Raw genomic sequence first — 21,229 nt, 5'->3', positions numbered from 1 at the left:
CTCAATGTCTACAGCTTTTCCATAGGGCTCGTTTCGTTTCCGGAATGCCTGTACCACACTTGAACCTTTAGCGACATCCACGCCAATAACAGGTTCCATTTCCTCACTCCTTCTCCTTGATTTCACCGGCCTTTTCACGATGGTTCCAAATCCATAGCTTCGCTTGTGATGCGGGGTCTACCGCCCCTACCAGCTCAAACATGGTCTTTTGGAGGTCGTGAGAGAACAGTTTTTATTACGGGTTCATTGCCCCTAAAGCCGCCACGTTCTCCCGGCTCCCCCCATCGTAAAACGACCACAAAAAAAGGCCAACCAGAAGATTCTGGCTAACCTGATAATACGAAAAGCCGGCTTTCCCGCATAACGCGAAAACGAAGCCGGCTGTATGTTTGTATATGCTAGACCGTTGCCAGTTCAGGGGCGGGCGCCGGAGTAGTTGTTGGCTGATTCGGTTCTGCCGTATTCGGTTGGACAGCCGAAGGTCGGTGTTTGCCCTTCCCGCGCGGAACGCACATCGGAGTCCCGTACAGGGGGTCCGGAATAATTTCGCATGGGAGCTGGAACACGGTCTGCATCAAGTCGGAATTGATGATATCTCCCGGTTTGCCTTCAGCCTTGATACTCCCGTCGCGGATGGCCACGATATGGTCGGCATAACGGCAGGCCAGATTGATATCATGCAGCACCATGACGATGGTCCGCTGTTCTTTGGCGTTTAAGTCGTACAGCAGATCCAGCACTTCGATCTGGTGCGTTAAATCCAGATAGGTGGTCGGTTCGTCCAGCAGAATGAGCGGCGTTTCCTGCGCCAGCGTCATCGCAATCCAGGCCCGCTGCCGCTGGCCGCCTGACAGCGAGTCAACTGTACGATCAGCCAGCTCGGTCAGTCCCGTGGATTCAAGAGCAGCTGTGACCGCTTCTTCATCTTCCCGCGACCATTGGCGCAGCCAGCTCTGGTAAGGATAGCGCCCTTGCTTCACCAGTTGCATGACCGTCAGTCCTTCCGGAGCCGTTGGCCCTTGAGGCAAAATGGCCAGCTTCCGCGCAACGTCTTTGGTGGACAAGCTTGCGATGTCGGCCCCGTTTAGTACGACCGAGCCGCGCTGCGGCTTCAGCAGCCTGGCCATGGAGCGCAGCAAAGTGGATTTGCCGCAGCCGTTGCTGCCGATAAACACGGTGATTTTACCTATAGGCACGGTTAAATTCAGATTTTCGAATATAAAGTCTCCCCCGTAGGACAGACCCAATCCCTTTGCTTCCAGCGTATTCATGACGCTTTAACTCCTTTCGGTTCTAGAATCGATTGCGATTACGATACAGCAGGTAGAGGAAGAACGGCGCGCCGATCGCGGCGGTGAATACGCCTGCCGGCACGTCGCGCGGCAGAAAGGCCGTCCGTGCCACCAGGTCCGCGACAAGCAGCAGAATCGCACCGATCAGCGCGCTGACCGGAAGCACGCTTCCGAAGTTGGGCCCCACGAGCCTGCGGGCCATATGCGGTGCCATTAATCCGATAAAAGCAATGGCGCCGCCGATCGAGATAGCCGCTCCGGCCAGAGCAACGCTGAGTCCGATCAGAATCAGCCGCTGCTTTTGAACCTGCGCGCCCGTGCTGCTGGCCACGTCGTCTCCCAGGGCCTGGATATTCACATTTCTGGCTTGCAGCCAGGTTAGCGGAAGAAGAACGGCAACCCAAGGAAGCAAGGTCATTACGTCCTTATCCCAGGACATGCCGTAAATGCTGCCCGCCATGAAGGTAAGCGAACGGTCCGCCAGCTGCAGCGGTCCGGAGATGATCAGCATATAGGAGATTGATTTGATCGCGGCCGATACCCCGATTCCGATCAAGACGAGTCGCAACGGCGATACGCCATTTTTCCAGGCAAGCACATACAGCAGTCCGGTAATGAAAAAAGCGCCGAGAATGGCGAAGAGCGGCATCCAATGGATGGATACGGCGCCCGTAAATATGAAAATGAAGAGAACCGCCCCCAGCGATGCTCCCTCCGTAATGCCGATGACATCCGGAGAAGCAAGCGGGTTGCGGATGACGCCTTGCAGAATCGCCCCCGCCACCGCGAGAGCCGCGCCGATCAGCACGGCAATGATAATACGGGGCAGCCTTAGCTGCATGACGATGACCTGCTCCATCGGGGGAGCGTCGCCGAATAACGCTTTGACGACATGCAGCGGCGAAACAAACTGGCTGCCGGTTCCCGTGCTGATAATCATGGTTGCAATGCAAAGCGCGAATAGGATCAGGCACATCCATAGGGTTCTTCGCTCCAGCATAAACGAGACTTTGGCGTTCCGGGAACGGAATATGCGGTGTTTACTCATTGTGCTCGCCTTCCTTTCCTGGCTATGTACACGAAGAACGGCACTCCGATGATTGCGGTCATCACGCCGACAGGGACTTCCTTCGGCATGGCAATGTATCTGGAGCCGAGATCGGCCGTCACCAGCAGGAGTGCGCCAAACACCGCACTGTAAGGTAGTATCCACCGATAATCATTTCCTATTAAATACCGAACGATATGAGGGATGATGATCCCTACGAATGCGATGGGTCCCGCCGCCGCTACGGAGCCGCCGGCCAGCAGGATGACGGCTGCAGCAGCTAACAGCTTGATGAGTGCGGTTTTTTGCCCGAGGCTCTGGGCGATGTCGTCTCCCATGGAGAGGGCGTTCAGATGCCGTCCCAGCAGCAGCGCAGCCAGCATGCCAACGGCCATGTACGGCCATACGGCGGTTAGCTGGTTCAAATCACGTCCGGCTACCGAACCGACCAGCCAGACCAGCACCTGATCGAACATTTTGCCGTCGGAGAGCATTAATCCTTGGGTCAGGGAGTGGAAGAAAGCGGCCATGGAAGCCCCCGCCAAGGTGATTTTGACCGGCGTCATGCCGTCCCTGCCGATGCTGCCGAGGAAGAATACGATACCGCCGCTGACGGCGGCTCCGATCAACGCGACCCAGGTAAGGGACTGGAGTCCGCCAATGCCGAGCCAGCCCGATGCCAGAATAATGAAGAAAGCCGCGCCGGAATTCACGCCCAGCGTACTCGGCGATGCAATCGGATTGCGCGTGATGACCTGCATGAGCGCACCCGCAACCGCAAGGCATGCCCCCACGGCGACGGCAATGAGTGCTCGAGGAAGCCTTGCCGTGAGAATAATCAGATGTTCGTTGCTTCCGTTAAAGTGAGTGAATGATTCCCAAGCCTGATGAAGAGGGATGTTCGTTACTCCGAATGCGATGCTGCCCATGACGGCAGCGGCCAGCGCCAATAGCGATATCAATAGTCCGAATACGCGCATATATACTCACTTTCTTAAGTCCATGAATAATTAAGTTCATATGAATTTTAGGTGAAGGGACGTTATCTGTCAATGAGCTTGATAATCATTCTCACAAATATATTGATATTTTTCACGAAACCCTTTATAGTTTTGAATCAGTGATTGATAATGATTTTCAAATAGAGGGATATGACACAAGGGGGATTAAGATAGGAATGGGAACAGGAATGGCAAAGAAACGGGCACGAGGCCTCAAGTTTAGCTTGCTGGCTCTGATCATGATCGCAATTCTTGCGGGGTGCGGAGCAAGCCCGGCGCAAGAAGGGACAAGCAACGCGGGCGGCGACACGACGAATACCGCAGAGGGCAACAGCGGCGCTGCTGCCGGCGGCGAATCGTATGAAGTTACGCATGCCATGGGGACGGAAACGATCAAAGGAACGCCTCAAAAGGTCGTTGTCCTCACGAACGAAGGAACCGAGGCGCTTCTGGCCTTGGGCGTGAAGCCGGTAGGTGCCGTCAGATCCTGGACGGGCGATCCATGGTATCCGCATATTAAAGACCAGATGGAAGGCGTTACCGTTGTCGGGGAAGAGAGCCAGCCGAACATCGAACTGATCGCTGGTCTGCAGCCTGACCTGATCATCGGCAACAAGATGCGTCAGGAGAAAGTATACGAGCAACTGAAGGCAATCGCGCCGACCGTTTTTGCCGAGGATCTTCGCGGCGAGTGGCAGAACAATTTTGAATTGTATGCCAAGGCGCTGAACAAAGTGTCGGAAGGCGAAGAACTTTTGGCTGCCTACGACAAGCGGATCCAGGAGTTTAAAGAGAAGGCTGGCAGCAAGCTTGACGAAACCGTCTCCGTTGTTCGTTTCATGGCAGGCAAGACCCGGGTGTACCACACCAATACGTTCTCGGGCGTTATTTTCGATAAAATCGGCATCGCCCGCAACGACATGACCAAGAACGCCAAGGACGATTTCGTGGACGAGATTACGAAGGAACGTCTGCCTGAGGTGGAAGCCGACAGACTGTTCTACTTCACTTATGAGACAGGGGATGGCGGCGCCAACCAAACCGAGCAGGAATGGATCAACGATCCGCTGTGGAAGAACCTGAACGTCGTGAAGAACGGTCAAGCCCACAAAGTGGATGACGCGATCTGGAATACGGCGGGCGGCATCCTGGCGGCCAACCTGATGATCGACCAGCTCCAGGAGTTTTACGGCATTCAGTAAAGAATGAAGATGGATGCGGGAACGCTAGTATTATCGTATAGCGGATAATGTTAGGAATAAGCGGATAAAGGAGGCATCCCTCAAGATCTGAGATCTTAAGGGGGTCTCCTTTTTTTGTGCAATGATACTCGGGTGGCTGGCTGTTGCTCGCTTTGTTGGTTCCATATTCTGTGGAAGCTTATGTCCATGAAGGTCCTAGAGCAACAAGGCGACCGACACTCTCACGTCTAGATTGCAGCGCCAGCATCGCTGGCCGGTTCTGCAGCTCTGCGTACCAGCAGCATCGCCACACAGGCAGCCTAATCGCTCGACTAGTTCTGCGGCAATATTCCCGTTGTCCCCAACATGTTAGCGGACACCAGTTCCCTTATTTCCTGATTAACCCTCGATTCTTAGAGCTATCGGACACAGGATCCTTTATTACCGCAATAATCGGCCTATTTGCCGTCATATTCAATGAATAACGTCTCTGGTGTCCGTTAAATATCGATAATGGCCCCCATTCGGCTAAATAACGTATCCTCTGTCCGTTAGTCCTGGAGCAGTAGCACCAAGACCAGAAGTAGCACCAAGACCAGTAGTAGCATCAAGATCAGTAGTAGCATCAAGATCAGTAGTAGCATTTTAATACCAGCAGTCACCAAGATACTCGTTAACGGACACCAGTTCCCTTATTATCCTGATTAACCCCCGATTCTCAGATCTAACGGACACAGGATCCCCTATTACCTCAAAAAGGTGCCTATTTGCGATCAGATTCTATGAATAACGTATCTAGTGTCCGTTAGCTCTCAAAAATTACGCCTATTCAGCTAAATAACGTATCCTCAGTCCGCTTGTCCTCGATCTGTAGCACCAAGACCAGTAGTAGCACAGATCAGTAGTAACAAGATAAAGCAGTAGTACCAAGACGAGCGGTCCCACCAAACCAGGAGTAGCACCAAGACCACCAGTACTCTCAGCTATCTACTCTAAGTTATGCGGTTTTACATTCGTTTTGGTCGGCAGCCATCCATGCATCCCCTTGGGACACCGAATCCACCCATGTCCTCCCTGTAATAACGCTCGCTTCACGGCAACTTTTTACGGCATCTTCACCACGATCTCCGCCCCTGCAACATAGGTCATCGCTTTGATGTATTCCGGGTGTTGGGCACGCTGTTCCATTTCGACCGGAGTGAGGTCCTCCATTCGTGTCTGTACCCACCATAAGTTGCCGAACGGGTCCCGTACCCGTCCCACCCGATCGCCGAAGAACAAGCTCGTTGGCTCCGTCACGGAGACCGCTCCTGCAGCCAGCGCTTGCCGATACACATCATCGCAATCCTCAACATACAAACGGAGGTATGCCGGGCTATCCGGCCATTCCGGCTTCGCGTCAAACATCATGACGACGGCATCTCCGATTCGCACCTCGGCATGGCCGATGACACCATCGCCAACATAGACGCGGGCTATCTCTTCGGCCCGAAAAGCCTTTTTGAGGAATTCGATCAGCGCTGCGGAGTTTCTTGAGATGATCCACGGCGTCACGGAGGTGTAGCCATCCGGAATGGGTTTAACCGCTTTCGGTTGGTTTGTCATAAATACGCTCGCTCCTTTAAATTTCATTTATTTGAATTGTGTTTATGCACTCATTATGCGGGGGCATATATGACAGCCGAGCGTCAGTGTTTCCGGAATGAGTTTGGGTAGCCTGCGTTTTTATCTTGCGAAAAGACAGCCGCCACCGTACATCGTCACAATCACGCGGTCGGAGGAAGGTTTCGAGCTTGAGGTTCCGTCCACAAACTGTTAACGTTTGACACCACCCGCAATCCTATGTACAGTATTAAACAAAAGAATAGGAAGTCCACTAGGGGAGCCGTTGGCGGCTGAGACAAGAGCGTATCTTGGACCCTTTGAACCTGATCTAGTTCGTACTAGCGTAGGAAAGTGGAGCCTTCGAACATGAGGTCTCGGTGCGCTTTTTGGCGTACCCGGGCTTGTTGACGAAGCCGCTCCAGTTTTCGGGGCGGCTTTTTAGCGTTGTCTGAAAAGTCGTGTCTTACGGACTTCCTGCTCTTCAATATGTTGGAGGTGGGGACAAACATGAGTTTCACGCAAACGCTCCGTCAGCAGGCGGGAGGCATTTTTCAAGCAATCTTCGATCATCCCTTCGTAAAAGGCATTGCCGAGGGGAATCTGGAGCGGGAACAGCTGATTCACTATGTGAAGCAGGATTTTGAGTATTTGAATGCCTACATGCGGATTTACGGAATAGCCATATCCAAATCGACCAGCCGGGAAGAGATCGCAGCCTTTAACGAACAGATTTCATTCATTCTGCACAGCGAGGTGCACCCGCATCAGAATTTTTGCGCAGCCGCCGGGGTGACCTATGAAGAGCTGCAAGGATATCCGCTGGCTCCGTCCGCGCATCATTACATCCGTCATATGCTGACTGTAGCACATGAGGGTAGTTTGGGCGAGATTATGGGCGTGCTGCTGCCGTGCCCATGGACGTACCTGGAGATTGGCCGCAAGCTGTTGAATGAAGTGAAGCCGGATGCCTCCCATCCGTTTTACGACTGGATTTCTTTTTACGGAAACCGGGGGGAAGACGCAACAGCCAAATTCCGCGACCGTGTCGATGCATGGGCGGAGCGTGCGACGGCAGCCGAGCGGGAACGGATGAGGGAGCATTTTATGCTGAGCTGCCAGCTGGAGTATCTGTTCTGGGACATGGCTTATAAGCAGGAGGAGTGGCCGGTGCAGCTGGAGGCTGCGGTGCTGTAAAGAGCGATGTTCACAAGCACATGGAATTCCATTATAGCGAAGAGAGGCTGATATAAAATGCGTTCATGGGAAAAAGAGGTTTCGGCGCTTTTAACGAAGGTACAGCAGACGAGCCCCCTCGTTCACAATATGACGAACGTGGTGGTTACGAATTTTACGGCTAACGGCTTGTACGCGCTGGGCGCGTCGCCGGTCATGGCTTACGCGCCGGAGGAAGTGGCGGATATGGCCGCCATCGCGGGCGCGCTCGTATTGAACATCGGCACGCTGAACCGCGAGCTGGTGGATGCGATGATGATCGCGGGACAATCGGCGAATGCCCATGGCGTGCCGGTGCTGCTGGACCCGGTCGGCGCGGGAGCAACCCGTTTTCGGACGGAGTCGGCGCTGCGGATCCTAAGCGAGGTGAAGGTTTCGCTCGTGCGCGGAAATGCGGCTGAAGTCGCTCACCTTATCGGGGAGGTCCGCGAGATCAAGGGCGTAGACGCAGGCAATAGTGCAGGCAGCAATCATGCCGAGCTGGCCGTGCGGGCTGCGCGCGAGTTAGGCACGATCGTGGCCATTACCGGTGAAGAGGACGTGATTACCGATGGAACGGAAGTGCGCATCATTGCTGGAGGGGATGCGCTGCTTACGAAGGTAACCGGCGCAGGCTGCCTGCTGACCTCGGTGCTGGGTGCCTTTGCCGCGGTGGAAGCGAACCTGCTGCTTGCAGGTACGGCGGGTCTGGCCTTCTATGGGGCCGCGGCGGCGAAAGCTGCTGAGCAAACGGCAGATCTGGGACCGGGAAGCTTCCAGATCGCTTTCCTGGACGAGCTGGCGAAGCTTCATCCAGGATCGCTGGAAGGGTATGCCGCTGTACTGGAAGCGGGAGCGGCGGCTGCCGGAGGCACACGATGAGCGAGGCTCGCATACCCCGTGCCCTGACGATTGCCGGGTCTGACAGCGGCGGCGGCGCCGGCATTCAGGCCGATCTGAAAACCTTCCAGGAACTCGGCGTGTACGGCATGTCGGCGATTACCGCGATCACGGTGCAGAATACCTTGGGGGTTCACGGCGTATATCCGCTGCCGCCAGAAGCAACTGCGGAGCAGATTGAAGCGGTTGGCTCGGACCTCGGGATAGATGCATTGAAGACGGGCATGCTGTTCAACGCCGAGATTATTAGGCTGGTTGCTGACCGGATTCGGGCATTCGGCTGGGGGAAGGTCGTTGTCGATCCCGTGATGATCGCCAAGGGCGGAGCGGAGCTGCTGCAAAGCGAAGCGGTGCAGGCTTTAAGAGAAGATTTGCTGCCGCTGGCGATGATTGTCACCCCCAATATACCGGAGGCCGAAGTATTGGCGGGGATGCGTATCCGCACGATGAACGATCGCAACGAAGCGGCGAGACGCATTCATGATCTGGGGCCAAAGATGGTTGTGATCAAAGGCGGGCATGACGAGGGCGTGCTTGGCAGCGGTAAAGATCACGAAAGAGATAGGGGGCCAGCTATAGCGGCGGGTATGCAGCAGGAAGAGTTGCCTCAGTTCGAAAAGACGTACGGTCAAACGAGAACTGCCATGCCTGCTGGGGAGTATAGGGGGGGCCGTTCGCTCTTTTCCAACGATGACGCTAATCCCGAAAGTCATCCGGTCATCGACCTCGCATACGATGGTACGGCCTTCACAGAATTATATGGCAAACGAATTCATACTGTTCATACGCACGGTACCGGCTGTACTTTCTCAGCGGCCATTACCGCAGGCCTGGCTCAAGGCTTGAGCGTATACGATGCGATTCAGAGCGGGCGCTTATTTATCCAAGCGGCCATTGAGGACGGATTGAACCTGGGGCAGGGACAGGGCCCGACCAATCATTGGGCATACAATCGCCGCCGTCAGGAGGTGCTGCGATGACGGGCAGAGTGGCACCCGAGATCATGAGACGGCATCTGCAGATGTACCTCGTGCTTGGCAGCGTGAACTGCAGCGTCGAGCCAAGCTTGGTCGTGCAGGAAGCGCTGGCTGGAGGCACAACCATGGTCCAGTTCCGTGAAAAGGGACAAGCAGCACTCGCCGGGGAGCCGATGATTCGGCTGGCTCGCCGGATCCAGGATCAGTGCCGCCAAGCGGGCGTACCCTTCATCGTCAATGACGATGTGGAGCTGGCACTGAAGCTGGACGCCGACGGCGTGCACGTCGGCCAGGACGACGAATCCGCGGCTTCCGTCCGCGAGCGGATCGGCAACCGGATTCTCGGCGTTTCCGCCCACACGGTGGAAGAAGCGCGGCGCGCGATTCTCCACGGCGCCGATTATCTTGGGATCGGGCCGATCTATCCGACCCGCTCGAAGGATGATGCCAGAACTGCGCAAGGCCCGGCAATTCTCCGTGAGCTTCGCGAAGCTGGAATCCATCTGCCAATCGTTGGGATTGGCGGGATTACCGTGGAGCGCGTGGAGGAAGTGATTGGAGCGGGTGCGGATGGCGTCGCGGTGATATCCGCCGTGACGGGAGCGGAGTCGGCGAGGGAGGTAGTGGAGGCTATTGTAGATAAGTGCTTCAGGTAGTTGGATGTTTTCATGAGAAAGGATTTTTACAATTAATAGAACTTACTATAAAAAAAGAGTGTCGAAATTTTTCGACACTCATGATTTCTTTTGACATGGGCGGTCCCGTGAATAAGGTTGCGTTCCTGTTCGGCTCGGCCATGATCGGTGAAGGCAACTATGAAATTATGGGCCAAATTGCCGTTGCCATCTGTGTTCCTCCGATTGCCATGGGACTGGCGGCCATGATGAACAAAAGGAAGTTTACACCTGCGGAACGTGAAGCTGGAAAAGCAACATTTACGATGGGATTGTTCGGTATTACCGAAGGAGCGATTCCATTCGCGGCACAAGATCCTCTGCGCGTCATTCCGAGTATCATGGTCGGTTCCATGACGGGTTCGGTGATTGCCATGTTGGGCAGTGTCGGTGACAGCGTAGCCCATGGCGGTCCGATTGTAGCCGTACTCGGTGCCGTTGATAATGTTTTGATGTTCTTCCTCGCTGTCATAGGCGGCGCAGCCGTATCGGTTATCATGGTGAGCCTGCTCAAGAAAGATGTTGCAGCTGTGACACCGGCAGTTGTTGGAGAAGGACCAGAAGCGATAGAGGATCCTGCCGGAGCAGGTGAATCGTCGACAGCAGACGCGGATGCACCCGTGGCTGTGGACCCAGCGGAAGTGACTTCAACCGTGACCCATAACGGTACAGCAACCGAAGCACCTGCTATCCGCGTCGAGAAATTGACAGATATTGTAACAATGAATCTTATTAACCTGAATCTGACGGGAACAACCCAGGATGCTGTTATCGACGAAATGATCGGTGTATTGGAGCGGAATGGGGCGATCAGAGCTGACGGAGATTTTAAACAGGCCATATTAGCCCGGGAACAAGAAAGCTCCACCGGCATCGGCATGAATATTGCGATTCCTCACGGTAAATCGGATGCTGTCCTGAAACCAAGCGTGGTTTTTGGTATCCAGCAGGATGGCGTCGACTGGAAGAGTCTGGACGGGAGCGAAGCCAAACTGATCTTTATGATTGCCGTGCCGCGTAATAGTAAACAGAATGCGCATTTGAAAGTGCTGCAAATGTTGTCACGAAAGCTGATGGACGATGATTTCAGGGAAGCGCTCTTGGCGGTGACAACCAAGGAAGAGGCCTATCGATTGCTCGATCAGGTGCATTAATTCAAGACGCTGAGTGAATTCACCTAGACCAGCCCCGCACAGAAATGAGCGGGGCTGGTTTTGTACGTTTCTCGGCTTACTTTCTGCAAATCCACGAATTTGCTTGTCAGCCGGCAGCATGCCAATCGCTTTTACAACAATAACTCCATGGCGGCGCGTTCTTTGTCCGCAATCTCGAGCAAGAGAGTGGACGCCTGCTGCAGCTCCTGGTGGTTACCTGATCTTCCCGCACGGTCGATCGATGCGGAGACACTGGCCCACATTGGCGCGATCTCCGTAAACAAAAGGTGGGCTTGTTCGATTCTCGGGTCTTCCAACCGATCGGCGCAGTCCTTCAAGTAATCCCGATACAGATTTCGAAACAAGGCACCGCCGGTTCCCGCACGCTCCATCAGCAATGCGGTCAGGCATAAATCATGTTCGAAATGGTTGCTGCGGGAAGGCCACTTCAGAATCTCTTTGCTCATTTTTACAATGCCTTTATTCCCGATATTGCGAATGGGCGGGTTCAAATAGTCATGCGCATTTTTGGTCAAGGATTCGCGTAATGCGGGAACGAGCGGCGGTAAGGCGTCGATTGGCTCGAGCGTAAAAGAGCGATTTCGGGAACTCATGGCTCCTTTTGCGTTTCTGGCTGATGCCAAGCTTGTCAAACGCGTCTTCACCAGCCCGCCTTGTTGTCTGGTATCTGCCATATAGGCATATTCGTCATCCACGCCGTATAGGACCGCATAGTGACCGGCAAAGTGCACTTTGTTCGTGAAATAATCCAAGTAATAGGAATCCAATTTCAGCCCAACCGGAATTCCGCGTTCGATGCAGCTCCGTACGTTCCGCCACGCTTTATCGACGGACGACGTTTCTTGAACATTAACGGTTAAACCCAGCCTGTCGGCGAGGTTGGCCGTCAACTTATCCACTTTCACCCTTCCTCCGATGAACGGAAAATCCATTCCCTTCGAGTCCCAATAAATGAATCCGAGCCCTTGTCCGAGTCCGAACAGCATCGGCTCCGATAGCCGGACTCCCGCAAATTGCATTAAATTGCCCATGGTGGTCGTTTCGCAATGTTCGCCTTGATAAGGAACGAAACCTTCAATGAATGTGGTCATCTTCCCTGGTCTCCTTCGACAATTCATTAATTAGACTGGCAACGAACGCTTGCTCACTCTCCATTAGGCTGATCGGATGCAAGAACAGCGCCCTTACGTTCAGCGGCAATCGAATACCGCCTTGGGATTCGAATTTTTGCTTTATGCCTTCTGAAACCTCTTGAAGAAAATCCGACCGCTTCCGCAAGGCAGCTATGGCCATGTCTTTCCCGATAAGAGGCAAAGCGGCCAAACCGAGATCGAAGCGGTTGTCGCGCTCCCGTGCTGACGAAAGACTGTCAAGGATTTCATCTTTCAGTTTGACCATACCGGCTTCGGTGAGGGCAAACCGGGTCGGCATGGGTCCCTTGCCGGATTTTTCGTCGGATTCCTCGGATGCAATCCATCCTTTATCGCTCAGTTTCTTCAGCCCTACGTAGATTGAAGTCGTGCCGATGTTAGCCCATTCCCGATAGCCTCGTTGGTCGACTAACTTCTTGATATCGTACCCCGAAGCTTGACGACATTCTGCGATCATTTGCATCAGCATGAATTCGACGTTTGAAATAGGGTGCATGAAGGACCCCCTTGTCTTTAATATTTCACATATGAAATATAACACTAGTGAAATAAAAAGATCAATAACGGCAATCATGACAGGCTCGTATGGCCAGCCAGGAGACGGTTGGCTTTTTATGTCGCATGTCGAGTTCAAGGTCAGTGCTTCCGAAGAACGCCTAAGCGGGCGCTTTCTCATTCCTGACTCGATCTTGGAGGAGAAATCGTCGATTACACTCCAATTAAATCTTATGAAACTTGCTGTCATTGCGTCCTCAAGGCTACACTAATATCATCATGAAACAGACAACGGTGGATGAAAGGAGCGATAGCCTTGAGGCATGGAAGCGGCAAGACCTCATTGGCAACATTTGCCGGCGGTTGTTTCTGGTGCATGGTGAAGCCGTTTGACGAGCTGCCCGGCATCCATTCCCTGGTTTCCGGCTACACGGGCGGCCATACGGAGAATCCGACCTACGAAGAAGTAGGAACGGAAACGACGGGGCATTACGAGGCCGTGCAAATCCGGTTTAATCCGGATGTGTTTCCATACTCACGGCTGCTGGACATCTATTGGCGCTTGATTGATCCAACGGATGCGGAAGGCCAGTTCATGGACCGCGGGGCGTCTTACCGGTCGGCGATTTTCGTGCATGACGAAGCGCAGCGCGAGCATGCGGAAGCCTCCAAGCGCAGCCTTCAGCTTAGCGGCCGGTTCAAGGGGAAGATCGTGACGCCGATCCTGCCGGCGGGTCCCTTTTATCCCGCGGAGGATGTCCATCAGAACTACTATAATACCCACCGGTATGACTATAACCGATATTATGAGGGTTCGGGCCGGGATTCTTTTGCGAAGCGGCATTGGAGGCGGAAAGAGGATGAGGATGAGCTGCGCAGGCGTCTTACCGCAATCCAATACGCGGTGACGCAAGAAGGCTTGGACGAGCCTGCCTACGATAATCCGTATTGGAATCAAGCAAGCCGGGGAATTTACGCGGACGTGGTGAACGGCGACCCTCTATTCAGCTCGACCGATCAATATGATGCGGGTACGGGATTGCCGGCTTTTAGGAAGCCGCTGCACGAAGGATATATCAGCAAAAAGGGGGATCTCCGCGGCGGCAAGGTACGCACCGCGCTCTACGGCAGATTGTCCGGCTCTTACCTGGGACATCTGTATCATGACGGGCCCCAGCCGGGCGGCCTGCATTATCAGGTAAACTCCGCGGCGCTGCGTTTTATACCGGAGGAAGCGCTGGTCCGGGAAGGCTACGGGGAATTCGCCGGGCTGTTTGAGTAGGGAACGGATGGAGGTCATCTTATGATAATCAAACTGCTGTACCTTGCAGTGAATTTGTTTTTTCTGGCAGGGATACTGCTCTCCCCGTATAGCCCAGCTTCCAAAGTGTTGATGTATATCGCCATGAGCCTGATTCTGGCGTTCGCATTCAAAAGATTATCCAAGGAAGAAGGCGGGGGAGAAGGATAGTGCCGTAAACTTCACCTATACCCGTTCTCTCCCACCCGCATGGCTGGCGCCTCCGTTAGAATAGGATTGGGCAAGACCCATTTTTGCGTCCATGTGCGGAAAGGAGTGACGTTGTTGAATACGATTCATATTCACAATGGGATACAGATGAGAGGCCTTGTTCCTTAGGATAAGTCGAGGTTTAAGTCCTCTCATGCTGTAGGGGGAGGAAAAAGAGCAAATGATGAAGTTAACGACGATGGTTCGCGGACTTGCTGGTGACAAGGCCGCCCGCGAGCTGATCCGCAACTGGGAGTTTGACGAGGGAACGCTGAAGTTTTGGCAGGCCAGCTCCAACTTCGTATATGTGTTTAACTGCAATGGAGAGCGCTTTTTCCTCCGGTTTAATTTTGAGGAAGAACATACGGCCCAGCAGCTGGCGGCCGAGCTGGAATTCATGCAGTATTTGCTTAAGCACGAGTACCCTTGCGTCGCGCCGATTTCTTCCGTGAACGGGAAATGGATCGAGACGATTCAGGTACCGGAGGGGCAGTATCACGGCGTCGTCTTTAGCGCCGCCGGAGGGATTGCATTACATGGCACCCCTACCGCGTCCCAATGCAGGGACTGGGGGAAATCGCTCGCAAGGCTGCATACGCTGTCCAGCCGATATGAACCTGGAGCCGTAAGGCGAAGAAGCGTCGAGGACATCCTGCGTTTGATCGATCAGGTGCTGCGGCGGCATCCCGGGGAGCAGGATGCGATGGATGAACTTCATCGGATCAGTCTATGGCTGCAGTTCCTGCCGGCGTCGAGACAGACGTACGGCTTGATCCACTATGACTTCCAGCTGGATAACATCTTTTATGAAGCGAAGGAACGTTCATTCCACGTGATCGATTTCGACGATGCCATGTACCATTGGTATGCGGCAGATATCGTCACGGCTCTTGCCGATACCGAGTCGGAGCATGATAAGCAGGCATTTCTGAAAGGGTATCGCTCGATCCGAAGCCTGGATCACGAGCTGGAGGCAGAGTTTTCAAGATTTCAAAGATTCAGCCGTTTGTACCGTTTTGCCAGCGTGCTGCGTTCCCTGGAGGACAGCGAGTTGGCCGATGTCCCCTCTTGGTATGAGGGGCTTCGCACGAAGCTGCTGCGCGATTGCGAGCAGGATAGACAGGGGTTCAGGGAACCGTGGTAACCGCACGAGCCATGACGCGCAGCTTGGATGCTGGCTGCTAGCAACCGGACGGCTTTAGTGGGCTAATCGAACCAGGAAAACCACATCGGGCACGGTGTGGTTTTTTGTCGTGGCTTCAAGGCGGCATCAGCCGAAATCATCCCCATGGGTCGCATCGGGCAAGCAGAGAGCGGGCGGAAGCGAAAAAAATCCCTTCAATTTTATATAAATTGTCGAGAAATGGTAAATATTGCTTTGTTCGCCGTTCAGGCATTTGCTATGATTTTCGTACTAGGCATAAAGAATTAGAGGAATGGAGCTGAAACAATGAATCGAAAAATGATTTTATCCACGGCCGCGTCTCTTCTGGTCGGGGTAGTGGCTGGCACGGGCATCATGATGAACGACCAGGCTTACCAGTCGGTCAAGCAGGCCGTGGGAGGAAGCGCAACGAACAATGCCATTGGCGGGATTGGCACCGTTGCACAGATCGACCTGTCCAGCATGGATATTGAGAGCGCATTGATGGTCGTGCAGCAGCAGCGGACTCAGATGCTGGATGAGCAGCTTAACAACCAGATTCAGGACGTGCAGAAACGGAACGAGGAAATCGCCAAGAAGAACGATGCCATGGCAGGCATTAACAGCGCCTTGACCGGAGAAGCGGTGGACGGCAAATATTCGATACCGGACGATCTTGCCGGCAAGCTGGCAGCGGAAGGCATCGCAGATGCATCCAAGAAGGAATACACGGCCGAAGAGCTCAATCAAGCCACGGAGAAGCTGAAGGGATCGATCGACAGCCTTTCGAACTCCCAGCAAATGGACATGCTCCGCCTGCAGTCGATGACCAACAAGCGCAATGAAGCCTTTGACGTCATGACGAATTTTATTAAGAAAATGGAAGAATCACGCAGCAGCATCATCGGAAATATGCGATAATAGAGTCGTACATAATGAATAGAGAGGAATCTGCCGTCGGGCGGATTCTTTTCGTCTATGGAGAGAATGCAGATGACGACGAAGGCGATGGAGTTTTTGCGTAATCATACGCTGTTTCGCGGGGTGCCGCAGCATGAATTGGAAGGTGCCGTCCAGTCCATGCATGAGGAGCTGTTTCATGACGGGGACCCGCTGATCGTAGAGGGAAGCTACGGCAATTCCTGTTATTTCATCATGAGCGGGCAGGTTCAGATCGTATCGAGGAATCTGATCGGCCATACGGTGACGCTGGACGTTCTGGGCGAAGGCGCATTGATCGGGGAGGTCTCCCTGTTTCTTGAGGAAAAAAGGACTTCGGGTGCCCAGGCGATCGGCGAAGTAACGGCATTGCGGCTGGAGCAGAACGCGTTCAGCCGGCTTGCCGCGGCAAGCCCGATGTTTCACGAGAGCCTGTCGTTCTCGGCCCGAATCCGCACGATGCATGCGATGCTGAGCAAGGCGACGATCTGGGCCGCGATTCCGAACGCGGAGCTGCGCGGTCTTGCCGAGGTCACGGTCAGGCGAAAAGTATACAAAGGGGACGTCATTGTCGCGGAAGGCGCCATGGCGGACCGTTTCTATATGATTGCCGAAGGACGGTTCGAAGTGCGCAGCGGGCGCCGGAAGAAGGCGGTCTATAAGCCAGGGGATTATTTCGGCGAGATGGACCTGCTCAGCGGCGAAGCCCATACGGGCACGGTGACGGCGCTTGAGAACGGCGAGCTGATGGTGATGGGCCGGGATGAGTTTCATTTTGTCCTGCAGCAGTACGAACCGGTCAGGCGGCAATTTCATGAGGTGCTGCGGATTCGCAGGCCCGAACTTCTCAATGAAGAGGTATCGGCGAAGCTGCAATTCACGGAGGCGGAGCAGGTACCGGAAGCTGCAGTCAAGGCTGCAGCGACCCTGGAAGCCGTCATTCCGGCCCCTCCCAAAAAAGATCGCTGGATGGATGTGCTGCTGGCGCTCGGAGGCATTTTCGTTGCGTTCACGGGGCTAGCCATTTGGCTGAAACAGCCGGTTTGGATATATGCCGCTTTGATATCCGGCGGATTCGTTGGACCGGTTTCGTTTGTTGCTTATATGCGCAGCTCCCAGCTGCTCGGATTCAAGCCCATTCGGCTGGCAGCTGTATTTGCGGCTTCCGGCATCATCGCCGTGCCGGTTGCGTGGGTGCTGGAACGCTTCTGGTCCGTCGGAAGCGGCCTGGAGACAACGACCATCGAGCATGTGCATGCATCGCTTCTGATCGGCGTTATCGAAGAAATTGCCAAGCTGCTCGTATGCTTCTTCTTCCTCCGCGGCCGCAAGCAGCGTTTCCTGATGGATGCCGTAGTATTCGGAGCTGCGGCAGGCATGGGCTTTGCCGCGGTTGAGAGCATTCTGTACGGCTTCATGTATCTGCAGCAGCATGCGACTTCGGGGATGCTGGCTGTGCTGTGGGTCCGGGCGCTGCTGTCCCCGTTCGGGCACGGCACCTGGACGGCCATTGCCGCAGCCGGACTGTGGTATGGCCTGGGGAGATCCGCCAAACGGGGCTCGACCGCGCATCGGCTCCTGAGGATGGCTGCCCTGCTGCTGATCAGCATTCTGCTGCATGCGGCTTGGGACTATCCTTATGCGGCGGGCATGTGGAAAATGGTCGGCATGGTCATGGTCGGGGGCATCGGCATCGCGCTGCTCTTTTCGCTCATTCGACAAGGCACGAAGGAGGAAAGGGCGATGCATCGGGCCGTCAATCCCGCCCAGCAGGTAGAGGAACGGCTCCGGCAAGCGGTCGGATCCGATTCGAAGCGCAGCGGTTCCGAAGGACCGGGCACCGCCCCGCCGTCTTTAACCTGCGAGGGTTGCGGCACCGTGTCGCCTGCAGGGACGCGGTACTGCGGCCGCTGCGGCCAGGCATTGCAGTTATAATACGAAAAGGGTTAGGCAGAGGGCTTGATAGCCCGAACTGCCTAACCCTTTTTTCATAACCGTCAACCGTATAAATACGACTTCACATTCCGACCGATGTAGGCTCTCCATATAATCAGATTGTAAGGATCGTCCCAGTCGATGTTCTGCGGCTCCTCGAACATGCGGTGCAGGCGGTTGTTGTTGAAGATGATCGAGCCGCGCTGATCGAAAGCCACCCCGTCCACCCATAGCATTCGGTCATCGGACAGCAGCTTGTGAAATGAGCGCGTGCAGGGCGAATAATAACCGATGCCTTTGCCTTCCAGCATGGTGTAGAAGACATGGCCTTGATTGTCGGCATGCATGCCGTCGGTCGTCGTTCCTTTGCTGCCCAGAGCTTGAACGGCATTCCGAATGAGCGGATCGGGGGTATCGAAATTACGCAGCAGCCCCGTATCGATCGCATACAGATTGCGTCCGGTTACCTGGCAGTAGAAGAGCGTTTCGCGATCCGCCGCCAGGGCGATGCCGTCCGCCCCGATCCGGACCGGCTTGTTGCGGTAGACCGGCTCCGTATCGATCTCGAACCGGAACCTTGGCATGTCCTGCGTGCTGTAATGGCTGTCCAGGATCCGGCGGAATCTCTTCGTTCTCATATGGTAGACGATGATGCCGCCGTATACCTCGTGATCGGGCCAGCCGGAGCCCGAATCGGTGATATAAGCATAACCGTTTCGGTTATCCACCACGATATCGTTCAGGAACGACGTCCGGGGCGGTGCAATATCATCCGGGATGACGATGGAGTCGATCAGACGGTTTGCGCTCAGGTCCCATATGACCAGCTTTTGCGAGCCTTCGGGCGAGGTGTTATACGCGATTTTTCCTTGATCCAGAATCCACATCCGGTTATGTTCATCGATCTCGTAACCCAGGACGGATTGCAGCACACGCACATCTCCCGGCGTATTCCACTCCCAGCTTGGAAAAGCATTCAGCACCGGCTTGCCGTTCACCATCACGATGGTGTTGAGCGTGGCGGGAACGCCTTCCGCCCAGCGCGGAACCGAAACATAGAAGCGCCCCTGGCGATCCACTTTGACGCCTGCAGGCATGCAGTGCTTCCAATGTTGATGCAGCTCGAATCGCTGCTTCATCGCAGCATTCGGAAAGTTCCAGTCCAAGCGGTTCCAGTGGAACAGCATTTGGTAAGGACTTGTTGGGTGATGAGCTTTCCTTGCATGGGGAAGGGCAGTCTGCTGCATCCCCATAGGATGATAAGGTATATACATTCTGGCAAGACCTCCGGTAACGTGTTCGGTTCACCCGAAACGGGCAGCGCCTTCCTTACGAGCTTATTCCTCTAAGTTCGTTATATGCCCAGAGGGTCGGATTGGCGCTGCTTAAATCATCGGAGAGGTCTTGTTGTGTGTTTCGTTACACTTGCAGAACCTTAATCAGATTCGTGTTGCCGGATTGACCGATCGGCACGCCGGCAGACAATACGATTATGTCGCCTTTTTCGATGTAGCCTGTCTTGATGGCGTTGCGGGTCGCGGACTCGAACATTTCGTCCGTTGTGGTAACCTTGTCGCCTTTTACCGGGATGACGCCGGAGAGCAGGCAGATTTTGGCCAGCACTTCTTCATGCTGCGTGACGGCGATGATCGGTGCTTCCGGACGATATTTCGAAATCATCCGCGCCGTAAATCCGCTCTCCGTTGACGTAATGATGGCTTTGGCATTCAACACCAGGGAAGAGCTGACCGCGCCTTGGCTGATGACCTCGGTAATATCGGCTACTTGTTGTCTGGATTTGAAAGCGAACTGGTCCTTATAATCGATCATGGTCTCGGCACGGCGGGCGACTGCCGCCATCGTACGCACGGATTCCACCGGATATTTGCCAGCGGCGGATTCTCCGGACAGCATGACCACGTCTGCGCCCTGGATCACAGCGTTAGCCACGTCGCTCACCTCGGAACGGGTAGGGCGGGGATTGACCTGCATCGATTCCAGCATATGCGTTGCCACGATAACCGGCTTGCCTGCCAGATTGCATTTATCGATCATTTCTTTCTGCATCATCGGCACTTCTTCGATTGGCACTTCGACGCCAAGGTCGCCGCGGGCAACCATGATTCCATCGGAGGCTTCAATGATGTCGTCCAGGTTCTCCATGCCCTCTCCGTTTTCGATCTTGGAGATGATCTGCACATGCTCCGCGCCGCGTTCCTTCAGGATGCTGCGGATTTCGCGGATGTTGTCGCCATGGCGCACGAAAGAAGCGGCAATGATCTCAATGTCGTTGTCCAGTCCGAAGCCGATATGCATGACATCACGCTCGGTGACGCCGGGCAGCGTCGTTTTGATGCCGGGCAGGTTGACGCCTTTGCGCGATTTGAGCACGCCGCCGCTGACGATTTTGCAAAGAATGTCCGGTCCGTCGACGCGAATGACGTTCAGGTCTACGAGACCGTCATCGATCAAGATGCGGTCTCCCGGTTTCACGACTAGATTCAGCTCGGCATAATTGACCGAGATGCGCTGGGCGTCTCCCAGAATTTCTTCGGTCGTCAGGATCAGCTCCTCACCCGGTTTCAGAAGGCAGGAAGCCTCTTTCAGCTTGCCGATCCGGACTTCGGGACCTTTAATGTCCATCATGATCGGGACATACGTGTTTAATTCGGATGCGGCCTGACGAACATTCCGAATCCGTGCCACGTGATCCTCCGGCTCGCCATGTGCCATATTCAATCGGGCGACCGTCATTCCCTCCTGAATCATATTTTTCAACACCTCGATGGAATCGCATGCCGGCCCCATCGTACAGATGATTTTTGTCTTAAGCATGGTTGGTTGTTCCTCCTTTGTATTTGCACCCTGCGGCATTTTGCAGCACTCGGGCTTCTAGAAATGTAAAGCTCATGAACTACCCTGATGATCACATTGTAGCCTGTCTTGTCGAATCATGATATGAACTATAGTACAATGAATGGATTATAGTA

The 21,229-nt window shown here is 54.4% G+C and carries 18 protein-coding genes, 1 pseudogene and 1 riboswitch; of the genes and pseudogenes, 11 read left to right on the top strand and 8 right to left on the bottom strand.

The window, feature by feature from the left end:
• Positions 1 to 398: 398 nt before the first annotated feature.
• The 3 genes from BMX45_RS17440 to BMX45_RS17430 are packed head-to-tail and all read right to left on the bottom strand — an operon-like array spanning position 399 to position 3,320.
• Positions 399 to 1,271, bottom strand: a complete 873-nt coding sequence (locus BMX45_RS17440) for an ABC transporter ATP-binding protein (RefSeq protein ID WP_090910776.1) — start codon at positions 1,269 to 1,271, stop codon at positions 399 to 401.
• Positions 1,272 to 1,293: 22 nt separating this feature from the next.
• Positions 1,294 to 2,340, bottom strand: coding sequence for a FecCD family ABC transporter permease (locus BMX45_RS17435; protein WP_090910775.1), 1,047 nt, complete (start codon positions 2,338 to 2,340; stop codon positions 1,294 to 1,296).
• Positions 2,337 to 3,320 carry a FecCD family ABC transporter permease gene (locus BMX45_RS17430; protein ID WP_090910774.1) on the bottom strand — a complete coding sequence of 328 codons (984 nt, stop codon included), beginning with the start codon at positions 3,318 to 3,320 and terminating at the stop codon, positions 2,337 to 2,339. Before BMX45_RS17430 ends, BMX45_RS17435 begins: the two co-directional genes overlap by 4 nt.
• Before the next feature lie 197 nt (positions 3,321 to 3,517).
• On the opposite strand from BMX45_RS17430, the gene BMX45_RS17425 reads away from it, so the two are divergent.
• Positions 3,518 to 4,543: an ABC transporter substrate-binding protein gene (locus BMX45_RS17425; protein WP_090910773.1), complete on the top strand. Its 1,026-nt coding sequence runs from the start codon at positions 3,518 to 3,520 to the stop codon at positions 4,541 to 4,543.
• Positions 4,544 to 5,626: 1,083 nt separating this feature from the next.
• Here the strand turns inward: BMX45_RS17425 and BMX45_RS17420 are convergent.
• Positions 5,627 to 6,127, bottom strand: a complete 501-nt coding sequence (locus tag BMX45_RS17420) for a VOC family protein (protein WP_090910772.1) — start codon at positions 6,125 to 6,127, stop codon at positions 5,627 to 5,629.
• Positions 6,128 to 6,390: 263 nt separating this feature from the next.
• Positions 6,391 to 6,494: riboswitch (TPP riboswitch) on the top strand.
• Between the two features lie 140 nt (positions 6,495 to 6,634).
• Between BMX45_RS17420 and tenA the strand changes: the two genes are divergently transcribed.
• The 5 genes and pseudogenes from tenA to BMX45_RS17395 form a co-directional block, all read left to right on the top strand.
• A complete protein-coding gene (gene tenA, locus BMX45_RS17415) occupies positions 6,635 to 7,321 on the top strand; it encodes a thiaminase II (RefSeq protein ID WP_090910771.1) in 687 nt (228 codons plus the stop codon).
• Between the two features lie 57 nt (positions 7,322 to 7,378).
• On the top strand, positions 7,379 to 8,221 hold the full coding sequence (gene thiM / locus BMX45_RS17410) for a hydroxyethylthiazole kinase (protein WP_090910770.1): 843 nt from the start codon (positions 7,379 to 7,381) through the stop codon (positions 8,219 to 8,221).
• A complete protein-coding gene (gene thiD / locus BMX45_RS17405; protein ID WP_090910769.1) occupies positions 8,218 to 9,219 on the top strand; it encodes a bifunctional hydroxymethylpyrimidine kinase/phosphomethylpyrimidine kinase in 1,002 nt (333 codons plus the stop codon). The genes thiM and thiD overlap by 4 nt, the downstream gene beginning before the upstream one ends.
• Positions 9,216 to 9,872, top strand: a complete 657-nt coding sequence (gene thiE, locus BMX45_RS17400) for a thiamine phosphate synthase (RefSeq protein WP_090910768.1) — start codon at positions 9,216 to 9,218, stop codon at positions 9,870 to 9,872. Before thiD ends, thiE begins: the two co-directional genes overlap by 4 nt.
• A gap of 80 nt (positions 9,873 to 9,952) precedes the next feature.
• Positions 9,953 to 11,044 (top strand): annotated as a pseudogene (locus tag BMX45_RS17395) (fructose PTS transporter subunit IIA); the annotation flags it as partial.
• Positions 11,045 to 11,175: 131 nt separating this feature from the next.
• On the opposite strand, the gene BMX45_RS17390 reads toward BMX45_RS17395, so the two are convergent.
• Together BMX45_RS17390 and BMX45_RS17385 are read right to left on the bottom strand one after the other, a co-directional pair.
• Positions 11,176 to 12,156: a BtrH N-terminal domain-containing protein gene (locus tag BMX45_RS17390; protein WP_090910767.1), complete on the bottom strand. Its 981-nt coding sequence runs from the start codon at positions 12,154 to 12,156 to the stop codon at positions 11,176 to 11,178.
• A complete protein-coding gene (locus tag BMX45_RS17385; RefSeq protein WP_090910766.1) occupies positions 12,140 to 12,712 on the bottom strand; it encodes a PadR family transcriptional regulator in 573 nt (190 codons plus the stop codon). Before BMX45_RS17385 ends, BMX45_RS17390 begins: the two co-directional genes overlap by 17 nt.
• Before the next feature lie 315 nt (positions 12,713 to 13,027).
• Between BMX45_RS17385 and msrA the strand changes: the two genes are divergently transcribed.
• The 5 genes from msrA to BMX45_RS17360 all read left to right on the top strand — a co-directional run bounded on the left by msrA (position 13,028) and on the right by BMX45_RS17360 (position 18,239).
• A complete protein-coding gene (msrA, locus tag BMX45_RS17375) occupies positions 13,028 to 13,993 on the top strand; it encodes a peptide-methionine (S)-S-oxide reductase MsrA (RefSeq protein WP_090910764.1) in 966 nt (321 codons plus the stop codon).
• Between the two features lie 21 nt (positions 13,994 to 14,014).
• On the top strand, positions 14,015 to 14,182 hold the full coding sequence (locus BMX45_RS31355) for a hypothetical protein (RefSeq protein WP_175495129.1): 168 nt from the start codon (positions 14,015 to 14,017) through the stop codon (positions 14,180 to 14,182).
• A gap of 220 nt (positions 14,183 to 14,402) precedes the next feature.
• Positions 14,403 to 15,365: a phosphotransferase enzyme family protein gene (locus tag BMX45_RS17370; protein WP_090910763.1), complete on the top strand. Its 963-nt coding sequence runs from the start codon at positions 14,403 to 14,405 to the stop codon at positions 15,363 to 15,365.
• A gap of 306 nt (positions 15,366 to 15,671) precedes the next feature.
• The gene (locus BMX45_RS17365) at positions 15,672 to 16,286 is read left to right on the top strand and encodes a hypothetical protein (RefSeq protein WP_090910762.1); all 615 of its coding nucleotides are present in this window, start codon (positions 15,672 to 15,674) and stop codon (positions 16,284 to 16,286) included.
• Between the two features lie 57 nt (positions 16,287 to 16,343).
• Complete coding sequence (locus BMX45_RS17360) at positions 16,344 to 18,239, top strand: cyclic nucleotide-binding domain-containing protein (RefSeq protein WP_254778113.1); 1,896 nt, start codon at positions 16,344 to 16,346, stop codon at positions 18,237 to 18,239.
• 62 nt (positions 18,240 to 18,301) lie between these two features.
• On the opposite strand, the gene BMX45_RS17355 is transcribed toward BMX45_RS17360, so the two are convergent.
• Together BMX45_RS17355 and pyk are read right to left on the bottom strand one after the other, a co-directional pair.
• Positions 18,302 to 19,513, bottom strand: a complete 1,212-nt coding sequence (locus BMX45_RS17355) for an L-dopachrome tautomerase-related protein (RefSeq protein WP_090910760.1) — start codon at positions 19,511 to 19,513, stop codon at positions 18,302 to 18,304.
• Between the two features lie 145 nt (positions 19,514 to 19,658).
• Positions 19,659 to 21,074: a pyruvate kinase gene (gene pyk, locus BMX45_RS17350; protein WP_090910759.1), complete on the bottom strand. Its 1,416-nt coding sequence runs from the start codon at positions 21,072 to 21,074 to the stop codon at positions 19,659 to 19,661.
• Between the last annotated feature and the right edge of the window lie 155 nt (positions 21,075 to 21,229).

Source organism: Paenibacillus sp. cl141a (assembly GCF_900109305.1).
Taxonomy (GTDB): domain Bacteria; phylum Bacillota; class Bacilli; order Paenibacillales; family Paenibacillaceae; genus Paenibacillus_AQ; species Paenibacillus_AQ lautus_A.
This window is presented reverse-complemented; position numbering and strand designations above follow the sequence as displayed.